The sequence below is a fragment of the Nocardioides marinus genome, from assembly GCF_013408145.1.
In the GTDB taxonomy this organism is placed as follows: domain Bacteria; phylum Actinomycetota; class Actinomycetes; order Propionibacteriales; family Nocardioidaceae; genus Nocardioides; species Nocardioides marinus.
On sequence record NZ_JACBZI010000001.1, the window covers coordinates 126,466 to 147,042 of the forward strand.

General features: G+C 73.1%; 18 protein-coding genes. 10 read left to right on the forward strand and 8 right to left on the reverse strand.

The window, feature by feature from the left end; translation table 11 throughout:
* Entirely contained in the window at positions 1–552 is a 552-nt protein-coding gene (locus tag BKA05_RS00640) for a TetR/AcrR family transcriptional regulator (RefSeq protein ID WP_179529702.1), read from the forward strand.
* Positions 553–573: 21 nt separating this feature from the next.
* Here BKA05_RS00640 and BKA05_RS00645 read toward each other — a convergent pair whose 3' ends face one another.
* Together BKA05_RS00645 and BKA05_RS00650 are read right to left on the reverse strand one after the other, a co-directional pair.
* Positions 574–1,365: a siderophore-interacting protein gene (locus BKA05_RS00645; RefSeq protein WP_179529703.1), complete on the reverse strand. Its 792-nt coding sequence runs from the start codon at positions 1,363–1,365 to the stop codon at positions 574–576.
* A 64-nt stretch (positions 1,366–1,429) separates the two neighbouring features.
* Positions 1,430–2,104, reverse strand: a complete 675-nt coding sequence (locus BKA05_RS00650; RefSeq protein WP_179529704.1) for a hypothetical protein — start codon at positions 2,102–2,104, stop codon at positions 1,430–1,432.
* 156 nt (positions 2,105–2,260) lie between these two features.
* Here BKA05_RS00650 and BKA05_RS00655 point away from each other — a divergent pair, with 156 nt between their 5' ends.
* Genes BKA05_RS00655 through BKA05_RS00665 form a run of 3 tightly spaced genes read left to right on the forward strand, consistent with a single transcriptional unit; the run spans position 2,261 to position 5,230 of the window.
* The gene (locus BKA05_RS00655) at positions 2,261–3,967 is read left to right on the forward strand and encodes a carbon starvation CstA family protein (protein ID WP_179529705.1); all 1,707 of its coding nucleotides are present in this window, start codon (positions 2,261–2,263) and stop codon (positions 3,965–3,967) included.
* Between the two features lie 43 nt (positions 3,968–4,010).
* Positions 4,011–4,265 carry a cory-CC-star protein gene (locus BKA05_RS00660; protein WP_179529706.1) on the forward strand — a complete coding sequence of 85 codons (255 nt, stop codon included), beginning with the start codon at positions 4,011–4,013 and terminating at the stop codon, positions 4,263–4,265.
* Entirely contained in the window at positions 4,262–5,230 is a 969-nt protein-coding gene (locus tag BKA05_RS00665) for an ArsA family ATPase (RefSeq protein ID WP_179529707.1), read from the forward strand. Before BKA05_RS00660 ends, BKA05_RS00665 begins: the two co-directional genes overlap by 4 nt.
* A gap of 12 nt (positions 5,231–5,242) precedes the next feature.
* On the opposite strand, the gene BKA05_RS00670 is transcribed toward BKA05_RS00665, so the two are convergent.
* Both BKA05_RS00670 and BKA05_RS00675 read right to left on the reverse strand, forming a co-directional pair.
* The gene (locus BKA05_RS00670) at positions 5,243–5,446 is read right to left on the reverse strand and encodes a YgaP family membrane protein (RefSeq protein WP_179529708.1); all 204 of its coding nucleotides are present in this window, start codon (positions 5,444–5,446) and stop codon (positions 5,243–5,245) included.
* 16 nt (positions 5,447–5,462) lie between these two features.
* Entirely contained in the window at positions 5,463–7,628 is a 2,166-nt protein-coding gene (locus BKA05_RS00675; RefSeq protein WP_179529709.1) for an MMPL family transporter, read from the reverse strand.
* A gap of 106 nt (positions 7,629–7,734) precedes the next feature.
* On the opposite strand from BKA05_RS00675, the gene BKA05_RS00680 reads away from it, so the two are divergent.
* A complete protein-coding gene (locus BKA05_RS00680) occupies positions 7,735–8,181 on the forward strand; it encodes a DUF302 domain-containing protein (protein WP_179529710.1) in 447 nt (148 codons plus the stop codon).
* Positions 8,181–8,444, forward strand: coding sequence for a metal-sensitive transcriptional regulator (locus BKA05_RS00685; protein WP_179529711.1), 264 nt, complete (start codon positions 8,181–8,183; stop codon positions 8,442–8,444). The genes BKA05_RS00680 and BKA05_RS00685 overlap by 1 nt, the downstream gene beginning before the upstream one ends.
* 72 nt (positions 8,445–8,516) lie before the next feature.
* Here BKA05_RS00685 and BKA05_RS00690 read toward each other — a convergent pair whose 3' ends face one another.
* Positions 8,517–10,028, reverse strand: a complete 1,512-nt coding sequence (locus BKA05_RS00690; RefSeq protein ID WP_179529712.1) for an aldehyde dehydrogenase family protein — start codon at positions 10,026–10,028, stop codon at positions 8,517–8,519.
* A complete protein-coding gene (locus BKA05_RS00695; protein ID WP_179529713.1) occupies positions 10,025–11,680 on the reverse strand; it encodes a GMC family oxidoreductase N-terminal domain-containing protein in 1,656 nt (551 codons plus the stop codon). Before BKA05_RS00695 ends, BKA05_RS00690 begins: the two co-directional genes overlap by 4 nt.
* Before the next feature lie 158 nt (positions 11,681–11,838).
* Here BKA05_RS00695 and BKA05_RS00700 point away from each other — a divergent pair, with 158 nt between their 5' ends.
* Positions 11,839–13,173, forward strand: a complete 1,335-nt coding sequence (locus tag BKA05_RS00700) for a helix-turn-helix domain-containing protein (protein WP_179529714.1) — start codon at positions 11,839–11,841, stop codon at positions 13,171–13,173.
* Here the strand turns inward: BKA05_RS00700 and BKA05_RS00705 are convergent.
* Positions 13,154–13,993 (reverse strand): ATP-binding protein, encoded by an 840-nt coding sequence (locus tag BKA05_RS00705; RefSeq protein ID WP_179529715.1) that lies wholly within the window; start codon positions 13,991–13,993, stop codon positions 13,154–13,156. The genes BKA05_RS00700 and BKA05_RS00705 overlap by 20 nt on opposite strands.
* 206 nt (positions 13,994–14,199) lie before the next feature.
* Here BKA05_RS00705 and BKA05_RS00710 point away from each other — a divergent pair, with 206 nt between their 5' ends.
* Complete coding sequence (locus BKA05_RS00710; RefSeq protein WP_179529716.1) at positions 14,200–17,841, forward strand: WD40/YVTN/BNR-like repeat-containing protein; 3,642 nt, start codon at positions 14,200–14,202, stop codon at positions 17,839–17,841.
* 62 nt (positions 17,842–17,903) lie between these two features.
* Here BKA05_RS00710 and BKA05_RS00715 read toward each other — a convergent pair whose 3' ends face one another.
* Positions 17,904–18,386, reverse strand: a complete 483-nt coding sequence (locus BKA05_RS00715; RefSeq protein WP_179529717.1) for a hypothetical protein — start codon at positions 18,384–18,386, stop codon at positions 17,904–17,906.
* 23 nt (positions 18,387–18,409) lie between these two features.
* Here BKA05_RS00715 and BKA05_RS00720 point away from each other — a divergent pair, with 23 nt between their 5' ends.
* Both BKA05_RS00720 and BKA05_RS00725 read left to right on the forward strand, forming a co-directional pair.
* Positions 18,410–19,252 carry an ABC transporter permease subunit gene (locus tag BKA05_RS00720; RefSeq protein WP_179529718.1) on the forward strand — a complete coding sequence of 281 codons (843 nt, stop codon included), beginning with the start codon at positions 18,410–18,412 and terminating at the stop codon, positions 19,250–19,252.
* Positions 19,249–20,568, forward strand: coding sequence for an ABC transporter substrate-binding protein (locus tag BKA05_RS00725; RefSeq protein WP_179529719.1), 1,320 nt, complete (start codon positions 19,249–19,251; stop codon positions 20,566–20,568). The genes BKA05_RS00720 and BKA05_RS00725 overlap by 4 nt, the downstream gene beginning before the upstream one ends.
* The last annotated feature ends 9 nt before the right edge of the window (positions 20,569–20,577 follow it).

The window sequence follows — 20,577 nt, forward strand, 5'->3', positions numbered from 1 at the left end:
ATGGCCACCGCCCGCGCTACCCGCTCGGACGCCCAGCGCAACCGCGCGGCGATCCTCGACGCGGCCGCGCGGCTCTTCGCCACCACCGACAACGTCAGCCTGGCCGATGTCGCGGAGGAGGCCGGGGTCACCCGGACCACGCTCTACCGGCACTTCTCCGACCGGGACGCGCTCACCGACGAGCTCATCATCCACGAGGCGGCCAAGGTGGTTCCCGGGCTCTTCGCCGAGGTCGGCAGCCTGCCGCTCGCCGACGCGCTGGACGTGCTCGCCCATGGTGTGGTGACGCTCGCGCACGAGCACCGGTTCCTGATCGCCGCCACGGCCCACCGCTTCGACCAGGCCGTGCGTGAGGCGGCGACCGACAAGCCGATGGCCGGGCTGCTGCTGCGTCACGGTGACGTCGTCAACCGCGACGTCGATCCCGAGTGGCTGGCCCGCGCGGTGCGAGCCCTGTGCCTCACCGCGATCTCCGACCCCCGGCCGACCGGCCAGGTGGCCGCGGACCTCGCCGACAGCCTGCGCCGGCTGCTGCTGGCGAAGCCGTCCTGAGCTGCGCCTGCGGTCCTCGGGTCAGGCGTCGCCCTCCATCGAGGCCACGAAGTCGCGCTTGACCGCGCGCCACGCCTCGTCGGTCATCGTGCGCCGCCAGTACGGCGAGCACGACATCTGGGCCCGGGTCAGGCCACGCTCGGTGAGCAGGTGTCGTCGGATGTCACGGATCTCGTCGGCCTCGCCGTGCACGAAGGCGTGCGCCCGGCCCTCGGGGAACCTCGCCGCCTCGACCGCGGCGGGGAGGGGAGCCGGGTCGGCCGGGGAGCGGTGCACCCAGCGCAGGTCGAGGTCGGCGTCGGTGGTCAGCGCCAGCTCGTGCTCGGGCCCGTCACAGACCAGCACGGCCACGGCCCTGGCACCGGCGGGCAGCGACTCGAGGGCCACCGCGATCGCCGGCAGCGCCGACTCGTCGCCGACCAGCAGGTGCCAGTCGGCGGTCGGGTCGGGGTGGTAGCCCGAGCTCGGGCCCTCCATCACCAGGACGTCGCCCGGCTGTGCGCGCAGCGCCCACGCGCCTGCGACGCCGACGTCGCCGTGCGCCACGAAGTCCAGGGTCAGCTCCCCGGCCGCGGCGTCCCAGCGGCGTACGGTCAGGCGGCGGCGGGCCGGCCACCAGTCCTTGGCCAGGGTCTCCTTGACCTCCGCGGGGTCGAAGAGGGGCCCGTAGGCCGCGCCCGCCGGCGGGAAGGCCAGGTTGACGTAGCTGTCGGCCTCCGTGCTCGGCCGGAAGCCGGCCAGGCCGGGACCGCCGAGGACCACGCGGACCATCGACGGGGTGAGTCGGTCGGTGCGGAGCACCTCGCCGTGCATGCTGGACCTCCGGGTCGGGTGCGGGTGAGCGTGCGTGCCGAGCCTAGGTGGCGCCCGGTCGGCCTCAGCCGGCAGCGGCCAGTCGCCGGGCCGCGTGGGCGGCCACCTGCGCCGTCTCCGGGTCGGCCGCGGCCTCGGCCGGGACCTGCCCGCCGAGCAGCGCCGCCGGCTGGGTCAGCCAGCCCCACACCCGCCAGGGGTCGGTGCCCGCGGCCAGCAGCGGCTCCAGCAGCGGCGCCAGGTCCGCCCGCGGCTCCCCGGCGTCGTCGAGCTGGAAGGACGGGACCAGCAGCGCCAGCTCGGTGGGTACGGCGAGGAGCCGGTGCTCGTTGACCGCCCGCGTCACCGCGAAGCGGGTCGCCTCCAGGCTCGCGCCGCGTCGCTCGGCCAGCGTCTCGTAGGTGCACCACTCCGAGTCGAGCAGCCGCCGGCGTACCCGGGCCAGGTGCGCGGCCTGCACCAGCGGCACCGGCACCGCGTGGGCCGGGTCCTCGCCGTGCTGGCGCAGCTGCCGCTCGAGGTCACCGAGCCGCACCGCGTCGAGGACGTCGCCGGTGGCCGGGTCGACCCACCGCGCCCGACCGCGCTCGTCGCGCTCGAGCCGCAGCATCCCCTCGTCGGAGAGGTAGTCGACCAGGCCGAGCCCGCCCAGCCACTGCGCCATCCGCTCGGCGGGGTCGTCGGCCGGGTCCTGGGCCGGGTCCTGGGCCGTGGGGTCGGAGGGATCGGGCGTCTGCACGCTCCCAGGGTGCCGCACCGCGGCGTGCGCGGACGACCCGGGCGGTGCCACCCCGACGGGCGAGGCAGGTGTGGTGAGGGCGGTCACAGGGCACACCTAGGGTGATGCCGACCCGGTGGGTGCCGGGTGCGGACGTGTCTACTCGGAGGCCGACCCATGTCGTCGTTGTGGTTGTTGTTCATCGGGCTCGCCATGCTGGCGGGCGGCTACCTGCTCTACGCCAAGTTCCTCGGTGAGCGGATCTACCGGCTCGACCAGGCCTACCCGACACCGGCGCACGAGATGCACGACGGGGTCGACTTCGTGCCGACCAACAAGTTCGTGCTGTGGGGCCACCACTTCACCTCGGTCGCCGGCGCCGCCCCGATCGTCGGCCCTGCCGTCGCGGTGATCTGGGGCTGGCTCCCGGCGTTCCTCTGGGTCACGCTCGGCACCGTCTTCTTCGCCGGCATGCACGACATGGGCGCGCTGTGGGCCTCCACCCGCAACCGCGGCCGCTCGATGGGCATGCTCTCGGGTCGCTACATCGGGGCGCGCGGGCGCAACCTGTTCCTCGTCGTGATCTTCCTGCTGCTGCTCATGGTGGTCGCGGCCTTCGCGGTGGTCATCAAGAACCTGCTGATCTCGACCCCGAGCGCGGTCATCCCCGCCTGGGGCGCCATCGTCGTGGCCCTGGTCGTCGGGCAGATGATCTACCGCTGGCGGATGAACCTGCTGCTCACCACGGTCATCGGCGTCACCGCCCTCTACGCCCTGATCCTGCTCGGCGACGCGTACCCGATCGAGCTGCCCGCCTCCACCCTCGGGATGTCCCCGGCGACCTTCTGGATCGTCGCGCTGTTCGTCTACGCAGGCATCGCCTCGCTGCTGCCGGTCTGGGTGCTCCTGCAGCCGCGCGACTACATCAACGGCGTGCAGCTCTTCATCGGCCTGGGCCTGCTCTACGGCGCCACCCTGTTCTCGGCGCCCGACCTGGCCGCGCCCGCGATCAACGGCAACGTCCCCGAGGGCACCCCCAGCCTGGTGCCGCTGCTGTTCGTCACCATCGCCTGCGGCGCGATCTCCGGCTTCCACGGCATGGTCTCCTCCGGCACCAGCTCCAAGCAGCTGGACAAGGAGACCGACGCCCGGTTCGTCGGCTACTTCGGCGCTGTCGGCGAGGGCCTGCTGGCGCTCGGCGCGATCATCGCCGCCACCGCCGGCTACGCCACGCTCGCGGACTGGGAGGCGGTCTACACCGAGTTCAACGCCGGGGGAGTGACCGCCTTCGTCCAGGGCGGCGGCAGCATCCTCAACGCCGGCCTCGGCATCCCGACCTCCCTGTCGGCCACGATCCTCGCGACCATGGCGGTGCTCTTCGCCGCGACGACCATGGACACCGGCGTGCGCCTGCAGCGCTTCGTGGTCCAGGAGGTCGGTGAGGTCCTCGGCACCCGGGTCGACAAGTACGTCGGCACCGCGATCGTGCTCGTGGTCGCCATGGGACTGACCTTCTCGGCCGGCGCCGGTGGCGAGGGCGGCATGCGGATCTGGCCGCTCTTCGGCACCACCAACCAGCTGCTCGCGTCGCTGACGCTGTCGATCGTGGCGGTCATCCTGCTGCGCAAGAAGCGCAACCCGCTCCCCGCGCTGGTGCCCCTGGTCTTCGTGTTCGTCATGTCCTTCTACGCCGCGATCGTCCAGCTCGGCACGCTGCGCGAGGACGAGGACTGGCTGCTGCTCGGCATCGACGTCGTCATCATCGTCGCCGCCGTGTGGGTGGCGGTCGAGGCGGTGCTCGCGATGCGCGCGGCCCGGTCGATGCCGGAGGAGACCGACGCCCACGACCGGGAGGCCGCCGCCCCGGAGTCGGCCACGCGATGAGGGGGCCCACCCCCGGACGCGCGCACGTGCCGACGGGCGCCTGATGGGTCGCTGGGCGGCGGTGCGCGCGGGGCTGGAGGAGTTCTACGCCGGCCCCTACCGCACCACCATGCGCCGGGCCCGCCGCGACGAGGACGACCTGTTCATGCTGGTCGTGCTGGCCGAGGCCCTCGGGGTGCCCGACCCTGCGGCGTACTGGTCGGCCGAGCTGCTGCCCGCGACCTACGAGGAGTTCCACGCCTGGCACCGCCGGGTGGGGATGGAGCGCTCGCCGTTGGACCACGTGGGGTGCTGTTGAGCGGCAGGGGTGACCGCGGGGACCCGCAGCTGCTGCTGGTCTCGGGCAAGGGCGGCGTCGGCAAGACGTCGGTCTCGTGCGCGGTCGCCCTGAAGGAGGCCCGGGCCGGGCGGCGGGTGCTGCTGGTCTCCACCGACCCGGCGCACAACCTCGGGCACGCGTGGGGTGCCCCGCTCGGCGACGAGCCGCGGCGGGTCCTGCGCGACGCCGGCCACGTCGACGCCGTGGAGATCGACCCGGCCCTGACCGTGCAGCGGCACCTGCGGACGGTGGGGGAGACGCTGCGTCGGATGCTGCCCGAGCGGATGCACGCCCCGGCCCAGCAGCACCTCGACCTGGCCCGTGAGGCGCCCGGCACCCACGAGTCGGCCGTCCTGGAGCGGCTGGCAGAGCTGGTCGTGGGGGCCTGCCACCCCTCCTCGGCGTACGACGTCGTCGTGGTGGACACGGCGCCGACCGGTCACACGCTGCGGCTGATGGCGCTGCCGGAGCGACTCACGTCGTGGACCGAGGCGCTGCTGGCCAACCGCGACCGCTCCGAGCGCTTCGGGGCCGCGCTGCGCGGCCTCGGGGCCGGTGAGGAGCACGTCGACCGCGACGCCGAGCTGCGCCGGGTGCTGCTGCGCCGACGCGACCGGTTCGCCGCGCTGCACGAGCTGCTGGTCGACCCGGCCCGGGCCGGGTTCTGGCTGGTCACGACCGCCGAGCGACTCCCCGTCGCCGAGACCCAGGCCCTGCACACCCAGCTGCGTGCGCTGGGCATCCCGGTCCGACGGTTGCTGGTCAACCGACGCTCGCCCGCGGACGGTGCGGTGCTCACCGCCCGGCGGGCCGTCGAGGAGCAGCACCTCGCCGTGCTGCGCGAGGCCGTCCCCGGCGTACCCCTCACCGAGGTCCCGCTCCTCCCCGGCGACCTCACCGGCGAGACCGCCCTCGCCGCCCTGGCCGAGCACCTGGGCGGCTGAGGGGGCCTCAGCTCAGCGGAACGCGCACCCGCTGCTCAGCCCGAGCCGGCGGAAGACCGCGGCCGCGGGGCAGAACCCGGTGACGCTGGACTGCAGCAGGTTGAGCCCCACGAACGCGGTGAGCAGCAGCCACCACGGTGAGACCAGGGCAGCCAGCAGGGCGCTGACCAGGGTGATGGTGCCCGCGAGGGCGAGCACGGCACGGTCGAGGTTCATCGAGGACTCCCGGTGCTCAGTCGTGGGCGAAGGAGATGGTGGGCAGCACCCGGCGCAGCCAGGCCGGCGACCACCAGGCGGCCCTGCCGGTCAGACGCAGCAGCACCGGCAGCAGCACCAGGCGGACCAGGAAGGCGTCGAGCAGGACCGCGACGCCGAGCACGATGCCCATCTCCTTGGGCGGGATCGGGCCGGAGAGGGCGAAGGTGAAGAACACCGCCACCATCACCGCGCCGGCGGCGAAGATCACCCGGCCCGAGTGGGCCAGCGAGCCGACCATCGCCTCGTGCGGGTCACCCGAGCGCTCGTAGTGCTCCTTGGCCGAGGCCAGCAGGAAGACCGTGTAGTCCATCGCGATCGCGAAGATCATCGCGAAGAAGAACACCGGCGCCCAGGCGTCGAGGAAGCCCTGGCTCTCGAAGCCGAGCAGGTCCGCGCCGTACCCCTCCTGGAAGACCAGGCGGGCCACGCCGAACGCCGCGGCGGTCGACAGCAGGCTCACCAGGGTGCCCAGCAGCGAGATCAGCGGGGCCTGCAGCGCGACGAGCAGCAGCAGGAAGCCCAGCGCCAGCACGACGGCCACGACGATCGGCGTCGACTCGTCCAGCTGCGACTTCAGGTCGAGGTTCTCGACGGCCGCACCACCGACGAGTGCCGAGGACGGCAGGTCGGCACGGAGCCGGTCCACGGTCTGGGCGAGCTCGGGGTCGGAGGGGTCGACGGTCGGGACCGCGGTGAACATCTCCAGGTCAGCGCCGTCGGCCGCCTTCATCCCGGGGAGTACGCCGGCGAGCCCCGGGTCGTCGGCCAGCACCTTCAGCGTGGCAGCGGCCTGGTCGGAGTCGACGACGACCCCGATGGCGCCGGGCGCACCCTCGCCGAGCTCGGCCTGCACGACGTCGTACCCGACCCGCGCGGACGCGTCCTCCGGCAGCACCTTGATCGAGGGCATGGCGGTCTTCAGGCCGAGGATGGGCGCGGCCAGGGCCAGCAGCACCAGCAGCGAGACCAGCCCCCACGTCCAGGGGCGTGCCCACAGGCGCTCCCCCCACGCCGCGAACCGCGGCGAGCGGTGCTCGCCGGAGCGCGACCAGGGCAGCGAGAACCTGTTGATGCGGTCGTCGAGCCAGCCGAGCACGAGTGGCAGCAACGTCAGCGTCGCGCCGAGCACGAAGACGACCGAGAGCATGATCCCGCCGGCCATCGACCGGAAGGACGGCGAGGGCACGAGCATCACCGCCGACAGGGAGATGAGCACGGTGAGACCCGAGAGCAGGACGGCCTTGCCGGCGGTGTCCATGGTCTGGGCGACGGCCCAGCGCACGCCCTCGGGGCCGGGGTGGGCGGCGCGGGCCGCGCGGTAGCGGACGACGAGGAACAGGGCGTAGTCGATGCCGAGGGCCAGGGCGAACATCATCGCGAAGTTCATGGCCCAGATGGAGACGGGGACCAGCTGGTTGATGAGCACCAGGGAGCCGGCGGAGGCGACCAACCCGGCGAGGGTGAGGATGAGCGGGAGCCCGGCGGCCACGAGGGCGCCGAAGGCCAGCACGAGGATGGCCAGGGTCACCGGCCACGACATCAGCTCGCTCTTGAGCATGGCCTCGAGGTTGGCGTCGTTGAAGTCGCTCCACAGCAGCGAGGAGCCGGTGGGCGTGACCTCGACGGTGTCGGTGGACAGCGCGGCGAGCTCCTCCTTCAGGTCGGTCGCCGCGCGCACCATCTCGTTGGTGTCGGCGCCGGCGCCGGCGAGCACGACGCCGGTGTCGCCGTCCTGGGACAGCGTGGCCCCGGGCTGCGGCGGCACGATCGTCGCGATGCGCGGGTCCTCCTCGAGCAGTGCGGTGACCTCGGCGATGACCTCGGCCCCCTCGCCCTCGGTCACCGGACCGTCGCTGGAGCGCACGACCACCTGGATCGCCGAGGAGGCGTTGCCCCCGAAGTGCTCGACGGCCAGGTCGCGGGCCGCGACGGAGTCCGACCCGTCGGCCTGCCACCCGGCGCCGGAGAGGTCGTGCTCGACCCGGGGGGCGAAGATGCCCAGGCCGACGATGAGCAGGGCCCACACCGCGGCGACGAGGCGGCGGTGGTCGAGCACCCACGTGCCCAGGCGGCCGAGCGGACCCGGTCCGTTGGGGACCCGTGAGGGGGTCGAGGGTGGGTGGGGGGCGGTGCTGGTCATGGACGCTCCTCCTCAGGGAGATCGCTTGGCTCAGAACCCCTAGGGGGGTTACGATGGGGACATGCAACCAACCCCTAGGGGGGTTAGGCAAGTCCGAGGAGGGACCATGACCGACACCACGTCCGACGGCACGCCCGGCTACACGCTCACCGCCCGCTCGCCGCACGACTACGACGCGACCGTCGCGCGGGTCCGCGAGCTGCTCGGCGACGCCGGCTTCGGCGTGCTCACCGAGATCGACCTCAAGGCCACCCTCAAGACCAAGCTCGACGTGGACGTGGCGCCCCAGGTGATCCTGGGCGCGTGCCGCCCGCAGCTGGCCCACCAGGCGCTGGCCGCCGACCCGTCGGTCGCCGCGCTGCTGCCGTGCAACGTGGTGGTGCGCGAGGAGGCCGACGGTGTCGTCGTCGAGGCCTTCGACCCGCAGGTGATGATCTCGATGACCGACGCGGGGCAGGCGGTCTGCGAGGTCGCCGAGGACGCCCGTGCCCGGCTGCAGCAGATGCTCGCCGCGCTCGCCGACGACGGGGCCCGCACGGACGGGGCGGGCTGATGCAGCTCGAGGCCACGGCCACCAAGCCCGTCGTCACCCGGATGAAGCGGGCGCACGGTCACCTGGCCAGGGTGATCCGGATGCTCGAGGAGGGCGCGGACTGCGAGGACGTGCTCACCCAGCTCGCCGCGGTCAACAAGGCCCTCTCGCGCGCCGGGTTCGCCCTGGTCGCCACCGGCATGGAGCAGTGCCTGCTCGACGGCAGTGACCTCGACGGCGCCCAGCGCGCCCGGATGGAGAAGCTCTTCCTCTCCCTGGCCTGAGCAGACGCCGAGCCGGCGCATCCTGCGTACAGCGTGTACGCAGGATGCGCCGGCTCGGCACGTCAGGGACCGCTACTTGCCCCCGTGCAGCAGGGCGATGATCTTGCCGAGGGTCTCCTCGTGCTTGGCCGTGCGGGCGAAGGAGGTCAGCGGGAGCGGCGCCTTCCAGCGCTGGCGCACCACGGAGTGGGAGTAGCAGAACTCCTTGAGCCCCTCCTCGCCGTGGATCCGACCGAAGCCGGAGTCGCCCACGCCGCCGAACGGCACGGTGGGCACGATCGCGAAGGCCAGGACCGAGTTCACCGACACCATGCCCGAGCGGATCCGCCGGGCCACGCGCTCGGCGTCGGCCTTGCCGTACACCGAGGCGCCGAGGTGGTAGCGCGAGGCGTTGGTCAGCGTCACGGCCTCGTCCATGTCGCGCACCGCGCGCAGCACCAGCGTCGGGCCGAAGGTCTCCTCGGCGACGGCCGCGCAGTCCTCGGGTACGTCGGTGAGCAGCGTCGGCTGGACCACCTGGCCCTGCGTGGGTGCTCCGCCGGCCAGCACCCGGCCGCCGGCGGCCTTCGCGTCGGCGACGTGCTGGTCGATGATCCGCACCTGCGAGGGCATCGTGATCGGCCCGACCGCGGCGGCGGGGTCGGCGCCGGCGCGCAGGTCGTCGAAGCGCTCGACGAGCAGCCGCGCGAGCTCGGCGGCCACGTCCTGGTGCACGTAGATGCGCTCGACGCCGATGCAGGTCTGCCCGGCGTTGGCAATGCCGCCCCACACCGCGCCGTCGGCTGCCGCTGCCAGGTCGGCGTCGCGGTCCACGATCAGCGCGTCCTTGCCGCCGCACTCGGCGACGAGCGGCGTGAGGGTCTCCGCGCAGGTGGCCATCACCCGCTTCGCGGTCGCGGTCGACCCGGTGAAGGCGACCTTGTCGACCCCCGCGCGGCACAGTGCCGCACCGGTCGACCCGTCGCCGGTCACGAGCTGCAGGACGGGGTGCTCGGGCACCACCTCCGCGAAGGCGGCCACCAGCCAGGCGCCCACGCCGGGGGTGAACTCGCTGGGCTTGAAGACCACGGCGTTGCCGCCGGCCAGGGCGTAGACGATCGAGCCCATCGGGGTGAAGACGGGGTAGTTCCACGGCCCGATCACGCCGATGACACCCAGCGGGTGGTGCTCGACGGTGGCCTTGAGGTTGGCGTTGATCAGGCCGGTGGACCGCCGCTCCTGGCCGAGCACCTTGGGCGCGTGCTTGCCGGCCCAGGCCAGGTGGTCGAGGACGAGGGCGACCTCGAGGAAGGCGTCGCTGTGGGGCTTGCCCATCTCGTCGTGGACGAGGTGCGCCAGCTGGTGGATGCGACGCGCGATGACGCCGCGGAAGGCGTCGAGGCGCTTGCGGCGCTCGGCGTACCCGATCTCCGCCCACCACTCCGCGGCCAGCCGGGCCCGGGCGACGGTCTCCTCGACCTCGGCCTCCGACTGCACCGGCCAGGTGCCGACGAGGTCGCCGGTGCCGGGGTTGCGCACCTCGAAGGTGGGGCGGTCCTCGCCGGCCGGCGCGGCGTCGGAGCGGGGGTCCTGGACGGTGGTCATCGGCTCATCTCCTGGGTGCGGGTGGTGGTGCGGGGCGCGGGCACGGCGGCGGCGGGCAGCGAGGTACCGCGCAGCAGGTCGGCGGCCTTCTCGCCGATCATGATGGTCGGGGCGTTGGTGTTGCCGCGGGTGATGCGGGGCATGACCGAGGCGTCGGCGACGCGCAGGCCCTCGATGCCGCGCACCTTCAGCTCCGGGTCGACGACGGCGTCGTCGTGGGTGCCCATGGCGCAGGTGCCGACCGGGTGGTAGAGCGTCTGGGACCACCGAGAGACGAACTCCTGCAGCGATGCCTCGTCCTCGCCGTGGTGCAGGCGGGCGCCGGTGATGATCGAGGCCAACGGCCCCTGCCGGGCGATGTCGACAGCCTGCCGGACACCGGCCAGCATCGCGGCGCGGTCGGTGGGGTCGGCGTAGTAGGCCGGGTCCATCCCCGGCTTCCAGCGCGGATCGCTGCCGCGCAACGACAGCCGGCCGCGGCTGGCGACGTCGACCAGGACCACCCCGGCGGTCAGCGAACGGACGGTGGCCTCGTGCATGCCGTTGTCGTAGAAGCCGGTGGGAGCCGCGATGAACTGGATGTCGGGACCCTCGAGGCCCCCGCGGGTGGTGACGAAGGCACCGGTCTCACCGACGTTGGAGCTGAGCGGTCCGCGACCCGTCGCCTGCCACTGCACGAGCCGCGCGGGGTTCACGTGGTCCACCGCGAGGTCCTTGGCGGTGGTCGACCACACCAGGGGGGCGACCACGTGGTCGTGGAGGTTGCCGCCGACGCTCGGGGCGTCCAGGACGACGTCGAGGCCGTGGGCGCGCAGGTGGTCGGCCGGACCGATGCCGGAGAGCATCATCAGCTGCGGGGTGTTGATCGCACCGCCGCTGAGCACCACCTCCGCGTCGGCCCACGCCGACCGCACCTCGCCGGCGACCAGGTGCTCCACGCCGACCGCGCGGGTCCCGTCCAGGAGCACGCGGGTGGCCAGCGCCCCGGTCCTGACCGTCAGGTTGGGGCGGCGGCGCACCTCGGCGCCGAGGTAGGCCTCCGCGGTCGACCAGCGCCGGCCGCGGTGGCAGGTGACCTGGTACTCCCCTGCTCCCATCTGCGTCTCGCCGTTGAAGTCGTCGTTGGCCGCCAGTCCCGACATCCGGGCGGCCTCCAGCCAGGCCCGCGTGGTCTCGTGGGTGTAGCGGCGGTCCTCGACGTGCAGGGGGCCGCCGGCGCCGTGGAAGGCGTCGGCGCCGCGGGAGTTGGCCTCGCCGCGGACGAAGTAGGGCAGCACGTCGGCGTAGGACCAGCCGACCGCGCCGAAGTCGCGCTGCCAGCCGTCGAAGTCGGCCCGGGCGCCGCGGACGTACATCATCGCGTTCATCGACGAGCAGCCGCCGAGCGCCTTCATGCGCGGCCAGTAGGCGCGCTGCCCGCCCAGGCCGGGCTGGGGGGTCGTGGCGTAGTCCCAGTCCCAGCGGGTCTTGAACAGGTTCGGGAAGGCGGCGGGCATCGAGATCTCGAGCGCCTCGGCCTCCGGACCCGCCTCGAGCAGCAGCACCGAGGTGGTGGGGTCCTCGCTGAGCCGGGAGGCGACGACGGCGCCGGCGCTGCCGGCCCCGACCACGATGTAGTCGTAGGTCGCGGGGGTGGAGGGTTGCTGGGCCACGGGGACCTCCGGCGGATCGGGGAGAGGTGTGATCGTGACCACACCTCGGGACGTGGTTGAGAGTCCAGCACAGTCCCTCTTCCGGATCTTGGCGCTCACCGCCAGACTTCGGGGCAGTCTTTGGACCTCAGCACAGTCGAGCGTGGAGGGGGTGGGCCGTGGCGCAGGAGGCGGACGCGGGGTCGGACGCGGGGTCGGACGCGCAGGCGCAGGAGCAGATCGTGGCGTGGGTCCAGGCCTATGCCGCCCGGACCGCACGCCGCAGCGAGCTCGACGCCTTCGTGACCCGCGTGGACGACACGATCATGGCGGCGATCCCCGAGATCGCCCGGGACCCGGCGCTGGTGCTCGACCTGCACGCCAGCACCCGCGCGCAGTTCCAGATCTTCCTCAGCCTGCTGGAGCGCCCGGCGCAGGAGGTGCTGCTCCCTCCGCAGGCGGTCGACCTCGCGCTCTCCCTGGCCCGACGCCAGCTCGACCTCGGCGTGCTGCTGCAGGTCTACCGGAGCGCGTCGTCGGCGGTGTGGGAGTACTTCACCGAGGTGGTGCGCACCGCCGACACCGAGGGCCTGGACCGCACCGACCTGCTGGTCTACCTGTGGAGCCACGGCGGGGCGTGGATCAACGGCGCCGTCGAGCAGCTGATCGGTGTGTTCTCCGCGGAGCGGGAGGCCACCTTGCAGGGGGCGATCGCGCGCCGCAGCGAGGTCGTCCACGCGATCCTGCGGGGCGAGCAGGTGAGCCTCACCGAGGCCACCACCGCCCTGGGTCACCCCGTCCGCGACCAGCACACCGCCGTCGTGCTCTGGGAGGACGGCGAGGCTGCCGCGCCGGACGTCCTCACCCGACTCTCGGTGGTCGTCAACGGGCTCGGCGCCGACCTCGCGGCGAGCGTCCTGAGCATCCCGGCCGGGCGGGCCGAGGTGTGGGCCTGGCTGACCTCGCGCCAACCGATCGGTGCCACAGCGGTGCGCGCCGCCGTGACCGAGCTCCTGCAGGGCCGCGGCGAGGACGACGGGTCGCCGGCAGGCGCGGCCTGGCGGATCGCGGTCGGCTGCCCGGGCGCCGGGGTCGCGGGGCTGCGGCACTCCCACCGGGAGGCCGTCGACGCACAGCGTCACGCGCTGGGCGTCGCCTCCGATGCGCGGTGGACGGCGTACGCCGACGTGGAGCTGGCCGCGCTGGTGGCCGGCAACGAGGCGGGGGCCCGCCGGCTCGTGGAGCGTGAGCTGGGTGGGCTGGCCGACCCGGACCCCTCGCTGGACCGGCTGCGGGAGACGGTGGCCGCGTTCCTGGCGCACGGGGCCTCGGTCGAGCTGGCCGCGGCCGAGCTCTTCGTGCACAAGAACACCGTGCGCTACCGCGTGGCTCGCGCCGAGGAGCTGCTCGGTCACCCTCTCTCGCAGCGGCGTACCGAGGTCGCCGTCGCGCTGGCCTGCCTGGAACGGTTCGGGACCGGGACGGGGGGATGGTTCAGCCCGCGGCCAGGCTGACCACGAAGCGCGGGCCCTGGTCGCCCTCGGGCGGGAGGTAGCCGAGGTCGCCGCCCATGATCCGGCACAGCCGCCGCGCCAGGTGCAGGCCCAGGCCGGTGCCCGGCTCGGACTCCCGTTCGGCCCGGCTGAAGCGCTCGAAGAGTCGGGGCAGGAAGTCGGGCGGGACGCCCGCCCCGGCGTCCGCGACCACCACCCGGGTCGTCGAGCCGACGGTCGTGCCGGTGATGGTGATCGGAGCGGCGCCGTACTTGTCGGCGTTGCTGAGCAGGTTGCCGAGCACCTGACGCAGGTGCGAGGCGTCGGCGACGGCTCGCAGCCCGTCGAGGTCGCCGATCTCGACCGCGGAGGAGATCGTGAGGTCGGTGACGGCCCGCCGCACGGTCTCGGCGACGTCGAGCAGCTCGCCGCGCCCGCGCAGCGTGGCGTAGTCGATGCGGCTCATCTCGAGCACGCTGGCCAGCATGCTCTCCACCCGGTGGGCCGCCTCCGTGGCCCGCCCGAGCATGGCCCGGGCGCCGCTGACGTCGACCCCGGTCTGCTCCAGGTCGTCCAGCTCGAGCTCGGTCATGCTGAGGAAGCCCAGGGAGACGGTGAGCGGGTTGCGCAGGTCGTGCCCCACCAGGCCCAACAGGTCGCTGAGGCTCTGGTTGCTCTCCTCCAGGCGCAGGTTGCTCTGCGCCAGGGCCTCGGCCGCCCGGACGGCGTCCTCGTGGCGGGGCCCGGCCGACCCTGCCTCCACCGGGCCACCCTCCCCGCTGCCGATGCGTTGCACGCTGCACGGATCGGCGCGGCAGTGGACCGCTGTAGGGGTCTTCACGACTCCTTCATGCAGGCGGGTCCCGAGGGGGTTCTTCGGCCAATACCGTGACGCGGAGCGGGGGTCGGTCGTTTCATGGTCCGGACGTCCTCGTCACGCCCGGGGGTCGCCGACCGGCCACCCCCGTCCCGTGCCGTCTCGCGAGACCCGCGCAGGCAGTCACAGGTTTCCGGCAGTTCATCCGGCACAAGTTCAGGAGTGAGTCCGTGGCCCTTCGGCACCGGTGGTTGGCAGTCGTCACAGCGTTCGCGCTGGTCCTCGCAGGCGTGCTGGCGGTGATGCAGCTGCGGGCCTCGGAGACCCGCACCGCCGCCGCCCCGATCGGAGAGTGCGCCCCCGGGTTCCAGCCGGTCCACGACGCGCTGCGCGAGGTGCGGGCCGAGATGCGCACCGAGGAGGACTTCGAGGAGCTGCGCGAGGACGGCGAGGCCGGCGAGGAGTCGCGTGAGGCCGAGCTGGTCCGCGAGGCCATGCGCGAGCTCCCGATGCTCCAGGGCACCGACCCCGACGACTGGGACAGCCTCTGCGTGGTGAGCAAGCGACCCGAGTCGCTCAAGGAGCTCAACGCGCTCTTCGACACCCGCGCCATCTCCCGTCTGGCGCCCTTCGGCGCCTACGACGACGGCGCCGCCACCGCGGCCGCCCGCCAGTCGGCGACGCTGAGCCGTGCGTCGGTCCCCGGCACCGCGGGCAAGGCGAAGGCCTACGGCAAGGGTCCCCTCATCGTCGACGACGAGAACTACCCCCAGGTCAACGGCCTCGGCCTCGAGGACAACATGGGCCGCATCGACGACTACGCCTGGGACCCGAAGGGCCGCCGGCTCTTCGCGGCCGTCGGCAGCGGCGGCATCTGGCGCTCGGACAACCTGGCGGCCTCCTGGAAGGACGCCACGGGCAACCTGCCGACGACGGTCACCGGCGCAGTCGGCTGGACCAAGGCCAAGGGCGGCACCCTGCTGGCACTGACCGGTGAGCCGACCTTCGGCTCCTCGGCCTACACCGGCCTGGGCGCCTACTGGTCCGGCAACCTCGGCAAGTCGTGGAAGCGCAGCAAGGGCGTGCCGGCCGGCGCGCTCGGCTTCGCGATCGCCGTCGACCCGACGTCTCCGAAGAAGGTCTACGCGGCCACCCAGTACGGCCTGTTCGTCTCCACGAACGCCGGCCGCTCCTACAAGAACGCCAAGCTCCCGACCGGCCCCTGCGCCGGTGTCACCAACATGAGCAAGAAGCCGCAGTGCGCCCTGGCCAGCGTCGTCACCGACGTCGTCGTGGTCGAGCCGGGCGGCGTCAACACCGAGACCGAGGCGGGCACGGTCGTGGCCTCGGTCGGCTGGCGCGGCGGGCAGCGCACCAACCCCGACGGCTCGGTCCAGTCGCCCAACAACGGCATCTACCGCAGCGGCAACGGCAAGCCCGGCTCCTTCGAGAAGCTCGAGACCACCGGCTTCGCCGCCCAGGACGCCATCGGTCGCACCGAGCTCGGCCATGCGGTCGGTCCCGAGCAGGACCACGACTTCCTCTACGCGATCGTCCAGGACGCCAACCTGCTCAACAACGGCGGTCTGCTCGGCATCGACGCACCGGAGGGCTTCTCCTCCCCGCTGGGCAGCACGGTGCTCAACGGCATCTACGTCTCCGACGACTTCGGCCAGTCCTGGACCGTGATGGCCACCGGCACGACGCTGGCGGCCGACCCGACCACCGGCTCGGCGCTGATCGGCACCGGTACGGCGACGGGCTACCAGCCCGGCGTCCAGGGCTGGTACAACCTCTGGGTCCAGCCCGACCCCTCGCGTGCGACCGCCTCGGGCGTCCCGACGCGGATGGCCTTCGGGCTCGAGGAGCTGTGGTCCAACGACCTGCCGCAGCTCGGTCAGCCCCTCGACGGCACCACCCCGGTGCACTTCGGGGTCATCGGCAAGTACTTCGGCGGCGACTCGTGCCTGCTGCTCAACGTCGGGCTCCCGGCCTGTCCCACCGACCGCGACCCCACCGACGACAACTCCACCACGCACCCCGACCAGCAGGACGGGATCTGGATCCTCGACCCGGAGGCGGACAACGGCGTGCAGCTCGTCGTCGGCAACGACGGCGGTGCCTACCGCTACCGCTTCGAGGAGGACAGCGACGAGGAGCTGGACAACGCCAACTGGGGCCGCGGTGACCAGAAGGGCTTCCAGACGCTGCTGCCCTACTGGGCCGCGATGGCCAACGACGGCACCGTGTGGGCCGGTCTGCAGGACAACGGCAACCTGAAGATCGACGGCAAGACCCGCAAGCAGTACGAGACCTACGGCGGCGACGGCTTCTTCACCGCCGTGGACCCCTACGACTCCAACATCTCCTACGAGGAGTACACCAACGCCGCGATCTCGGTGACCACCGACGGCGGCTCGAGCTGGTCGAGCATCGACCCGGGGCTGACCGCGGCACGGTTCGCCAACCCCTTCGCGATGGACCCGACCAACGCCCAGCACCTGGTGACGGCCGGTCGTGAGGTGGTGGAGACGCTCATCGGGCCCAGCACCACCTCGGGCTTCACCGACGCCGCGGACGCGGACGAGTCCACCAGCACCTGGGTCAAGGTCTTCGACCTCGGCACCCGCACCGCCCCGGGCGACGCGGCCGCCTCGTCGTCGGCGACCGACCCCGACAACTCGATGACGGCGATCACGACCCGTGGGGACGCGACGTACGTCGGCTTCTGCGGCCAGTGCGACACGCTCAACAAGCTCGTCGACAGCGGGCCGGTCTTCCAGAACGGCCTGGCCACCAACGTCGGCGGCGACAAGCGGCCGAAGGCCGGCACGTCCAACGGGTGGCACGTGGCGAAGGCCAAGGGCCTGCCCAACCGCTACATCACCTCGATCGCCATCGACCCCGACCGGTCCAAGACGATCTACGTGACCGTCGGCGGCTACACCCGTCGCTGGATGCCGCCGGGTGCCGCCGGCGACACCAACAAGGCGATCGGCAAGGGTCACCTCTTCCGCTCGACCAACGGCGGCAAGTCCTTCAAGGACATCACCGGGAACCTGCCCGACAGCCCGGCGACCGCGGTGACCGTGCGCAAGAACCAGCTGCTGGTCGGCACCGACGTCGGCGCCTTCGCCTCCGGCCCGAACGGGAAGTTGGAGTCCAAGCCCCGCTTCGCGCGGCTCAAGGGCATGCCCCCGGCGCCGGTCTCGAGCATCCAGCTCAAGCCCGACAACCCCAACCTGGCCGTGCTCGCGCTCTTCGGTCGCGGTGTGTGGACCTACAAGTTCAGCCAGAAGGTCAAGGTCCCGGTCGTCAACACCGGTGGCGGCGGCTCCAACGCCCCGAAGCTCGACGAGGTCGTGGAGTCCTTCGACTTCGAGGACGGCGCCCAGGGCTGGACCGCCTCGGGCTTCCCGGGCCGCTGGGCCCAGGGCTCGCCGGGCCACGGCAAGGGCACCGCGGAGGACGCGGGCGGCTCCGCCTGGGCCGCTGCGGGACCGCTGGGGTACACCGACCTGGCCGACGCCACGCTGACCTCGCCGGCCGTCGACATGCCCAAGGGCAAGGGCCTGCTGCAGTGGTGGATGCGCCTGGACACCGAGGGCGGCTACGACATCGCGACCCTCGAGATCAGCCAGGACGGGGGCGACTCGTGGCAGCTGCTGGGCTCCTACTCCGGCGGCAACCCCGACGCGCCCGGCTGGTCGAAGTACACGGCGCCCATCGCCGCGGGCGGGGGTGAGGTCATCGTCCGGTTCCACTTCACCGCCGACGAGATCTGCTCCAACCTCGGTGGTCCGATCTGCAGCAGCACCTCGGGCTGGGACGGCATCCGCGTCGACGACTTCGTCCTCGGCACCGCCAAGTAGCCGGGTCCGGGGTCAGGTCCGGGGACGTGGGGTCCCGGAGCCCGGGACCGGTGCGCCCGGGGTCAGGAGAGGCTCGCGTAGTCGGTGACCGACACCGCGACCAGCACCTGGCCCGGGCACGCCCCGTCGCGCAGGTTCACCCCGAGCAGCTCGCCCGCCTCGTCGCGGGCGAGCAGCTCGGCCTCGAAGCCCTCGTCGTCGAGGCTGAAGACGTCCCAGCCGCCGGCGTCCGCAGCGGCCCGCACGGTCGGCAGCAGGTCGGCGGTCGAGGAGTCGGTTGCCACGCCCGAGGCGTTGACCGACCCCGTGCGGCCCGAGGCGACCGACCACGTGACCGAGCTGCCCAGGTCCAGGCGCGCGGTCAGCTCCTCCGGGGCGGGTACGCCGGCCTCGACCGTGCAGTCGGCCGCCGTCGTACCCCCGGGGGACCCGGCGCCCTCGCTGTCGCCGGCCGCCCCGCCGCACGCCGTCAGCGCGCCGCCGAGGGCGAGGCTCGCGGCAAGGGCGCGCAGCAGCGGGGTGTGGGGGCCGGTCGGCGCGAGCATGCCCCAGAGCCTAGGGTCCGCCCATGACCTGGCCGATGGCACGGCGCAGCCGGTGGCGCACGACGGCGCGCGTGCTGGCCGTCCTGGCGCTGCTCACGCCGCTCGTGCTGCCGCTGGTCCTGCTGGTGCTGGGCGCCCTGGACGCCCCCGGACAGTCGCCTCCGCAGACGGCGCGGGACCTGCTGCCCGACGAGCCGGGCCGCGCGGGCCTCGACGCGGCGCTGGCGATGACCCCGCTGTGGCGACAGCTGGCCAACACCGCGCTGGTGACGGCCGTGGCCGTGCCGGTCACGGTGCTGCTGGCCTCCTCGGCCGGCTTCGCGATCGGCGCCGGCCGCGGCCGCTCCGCGCGGTGGCTGCTGTGGCTGACGGTGCTCCTCGCGCTGGTGCCGCCGGTGTGCCTGTGGGTGCCACGGGTGGTGCTGCTGCGCTGGCTGGGGCTGGGTGGGGAGACGCTCACGGTCACCTTCACCGCGCTCGCCGCGACCAGCCCGCTGCTGGTGCTGCTCTACGCGCTGGCCTACCGGCGGGTGCCGGCGAGCACCCTCGACGCCGCGCGCAGCGAGTCGCTCGGGCCGGTCGCGACCTGGTGGCGGGTGGCGATGCCGCAGGTCCCGGGCGCGACCTTCGCGGTGGCCGCGCTCGCCTTCGCCGCCCACTGGGGCAACGTCATGGAGCCGACCCTGCTGCTCACCGACCCGGAGCGGAAGACCGCCGCCCTGGGCGTGCGCACCCTGGCCGGTCTCGAGCCCACGCTCTACCCCGTCTTCCTCAGCGCCGCGCTCGTCGTGACGATCCCGCCGCTGCTGGTTTTCCTGCTCGCCCAACGCCGCATCTTCGCGCTCACCACCTCGGAGGAACGATGACCACCCGCCCGCGATCCCTCGCGTCCCGGCGCCCCGCACCGGTCCGGCTGGCCGCCCTCGGCCTGCTCGTGCCGCTGGCGCTGGCCGGCTGCAGCTCCGAGGACGCCGGCCCGGGGGAGGGGTCCGGTGACGCCCCCACCGCCTCGCTGACCTTCCAGGTGGCGGGCGACCCCGAGGAGACGGCGGTCTACGAGGCGATCGCGACGGCGTACAACGACACCGACCCGGCCACGACCGTCGAGGTCGTGGCGGTCCCCAGCAAGGGCGACCACCTCGCGCTGCTGCAGACCTCGTTCGCGGCCGGTGACGCCCCCGAGGTGTTCCTGCTCAACTACCGCGAGTACGCGCCCTTCGTGCGGCGCGGTGCGCTCACGCCCGTGGCGGGCCTGCTCGAGCGCCGCGACATCGACCTCGTCGACTACTACGAGCCGCCGGTCGACGCCTTCACCCTCGACGGCACGCTGCAGTGCATGCCGCAGAACGTCTCCTCGCTCGTGGTCTACGTCAACACCGCGCTGTTCGCGCAGGCCGGCATCGACCTGCCGGTCGACGGCTGGGAGTTCCAGGACTTCGTGGCCGCCGCCCAGGCGCTGGCCAGCGAGGACGTCGACGGCGTCTACGTCGAGCCGTCGGTGATCCGGGTCGCGCCGTTCGCGTGGTCCGACGGCGCGGAGATCACCGACGACCCTGAGGAGCCCACCCGGCTGACCCTCGACGACAAGGACACCCGGCAGGTCGTCGGGCTGCTGGCCTCGCTGCAGACCAGTGGGCTGATGCCGACCGAGGAGGAGCTGGCGGCCAAGGACGCCGACACCCGCTTCATGGACGGGGAGCTGGCGATGATCCTGTCCAGCCGCAAGAGCGTGCCGCTCTACCGCGAGGCGCCGACCCTCGACTTCGACGTGGCCCCGCTGCCCACCCTCGGCGAGCCGGCCACGATCCTGCACTCCGACGCCTACTGCCTCTCCAGCCAGGCCGAGGACGCCAGCGCCGCCGCCGACTTCATCGCCTTCGCCGTCGGCCCGCAGGGTCAGTCGATCGCCGCGCTCGGCGGCCGGACGGTTCCCTCGCTCATCTCGGTCGCCGAGTCCGGTGCGTTCCTCAACGACACCGTCGAGCCCGCGCACTCCGAGGTGTTCCTCGAGGCCGTCGAGGGCATGCGTGCCACGCCCGTGCTGGCCGGGTGGCCGCAGGTCGAGGATCTCGCGGAGGAGTACCTCACGCGGATCTGGTACGACGCCACCACCACGAAGCAGATCGACGAGCTGATCGACGAGCTCGACGAGCGCACCCGCCCGCTGTTCGAGGAGGACTGAGCCGCTCCC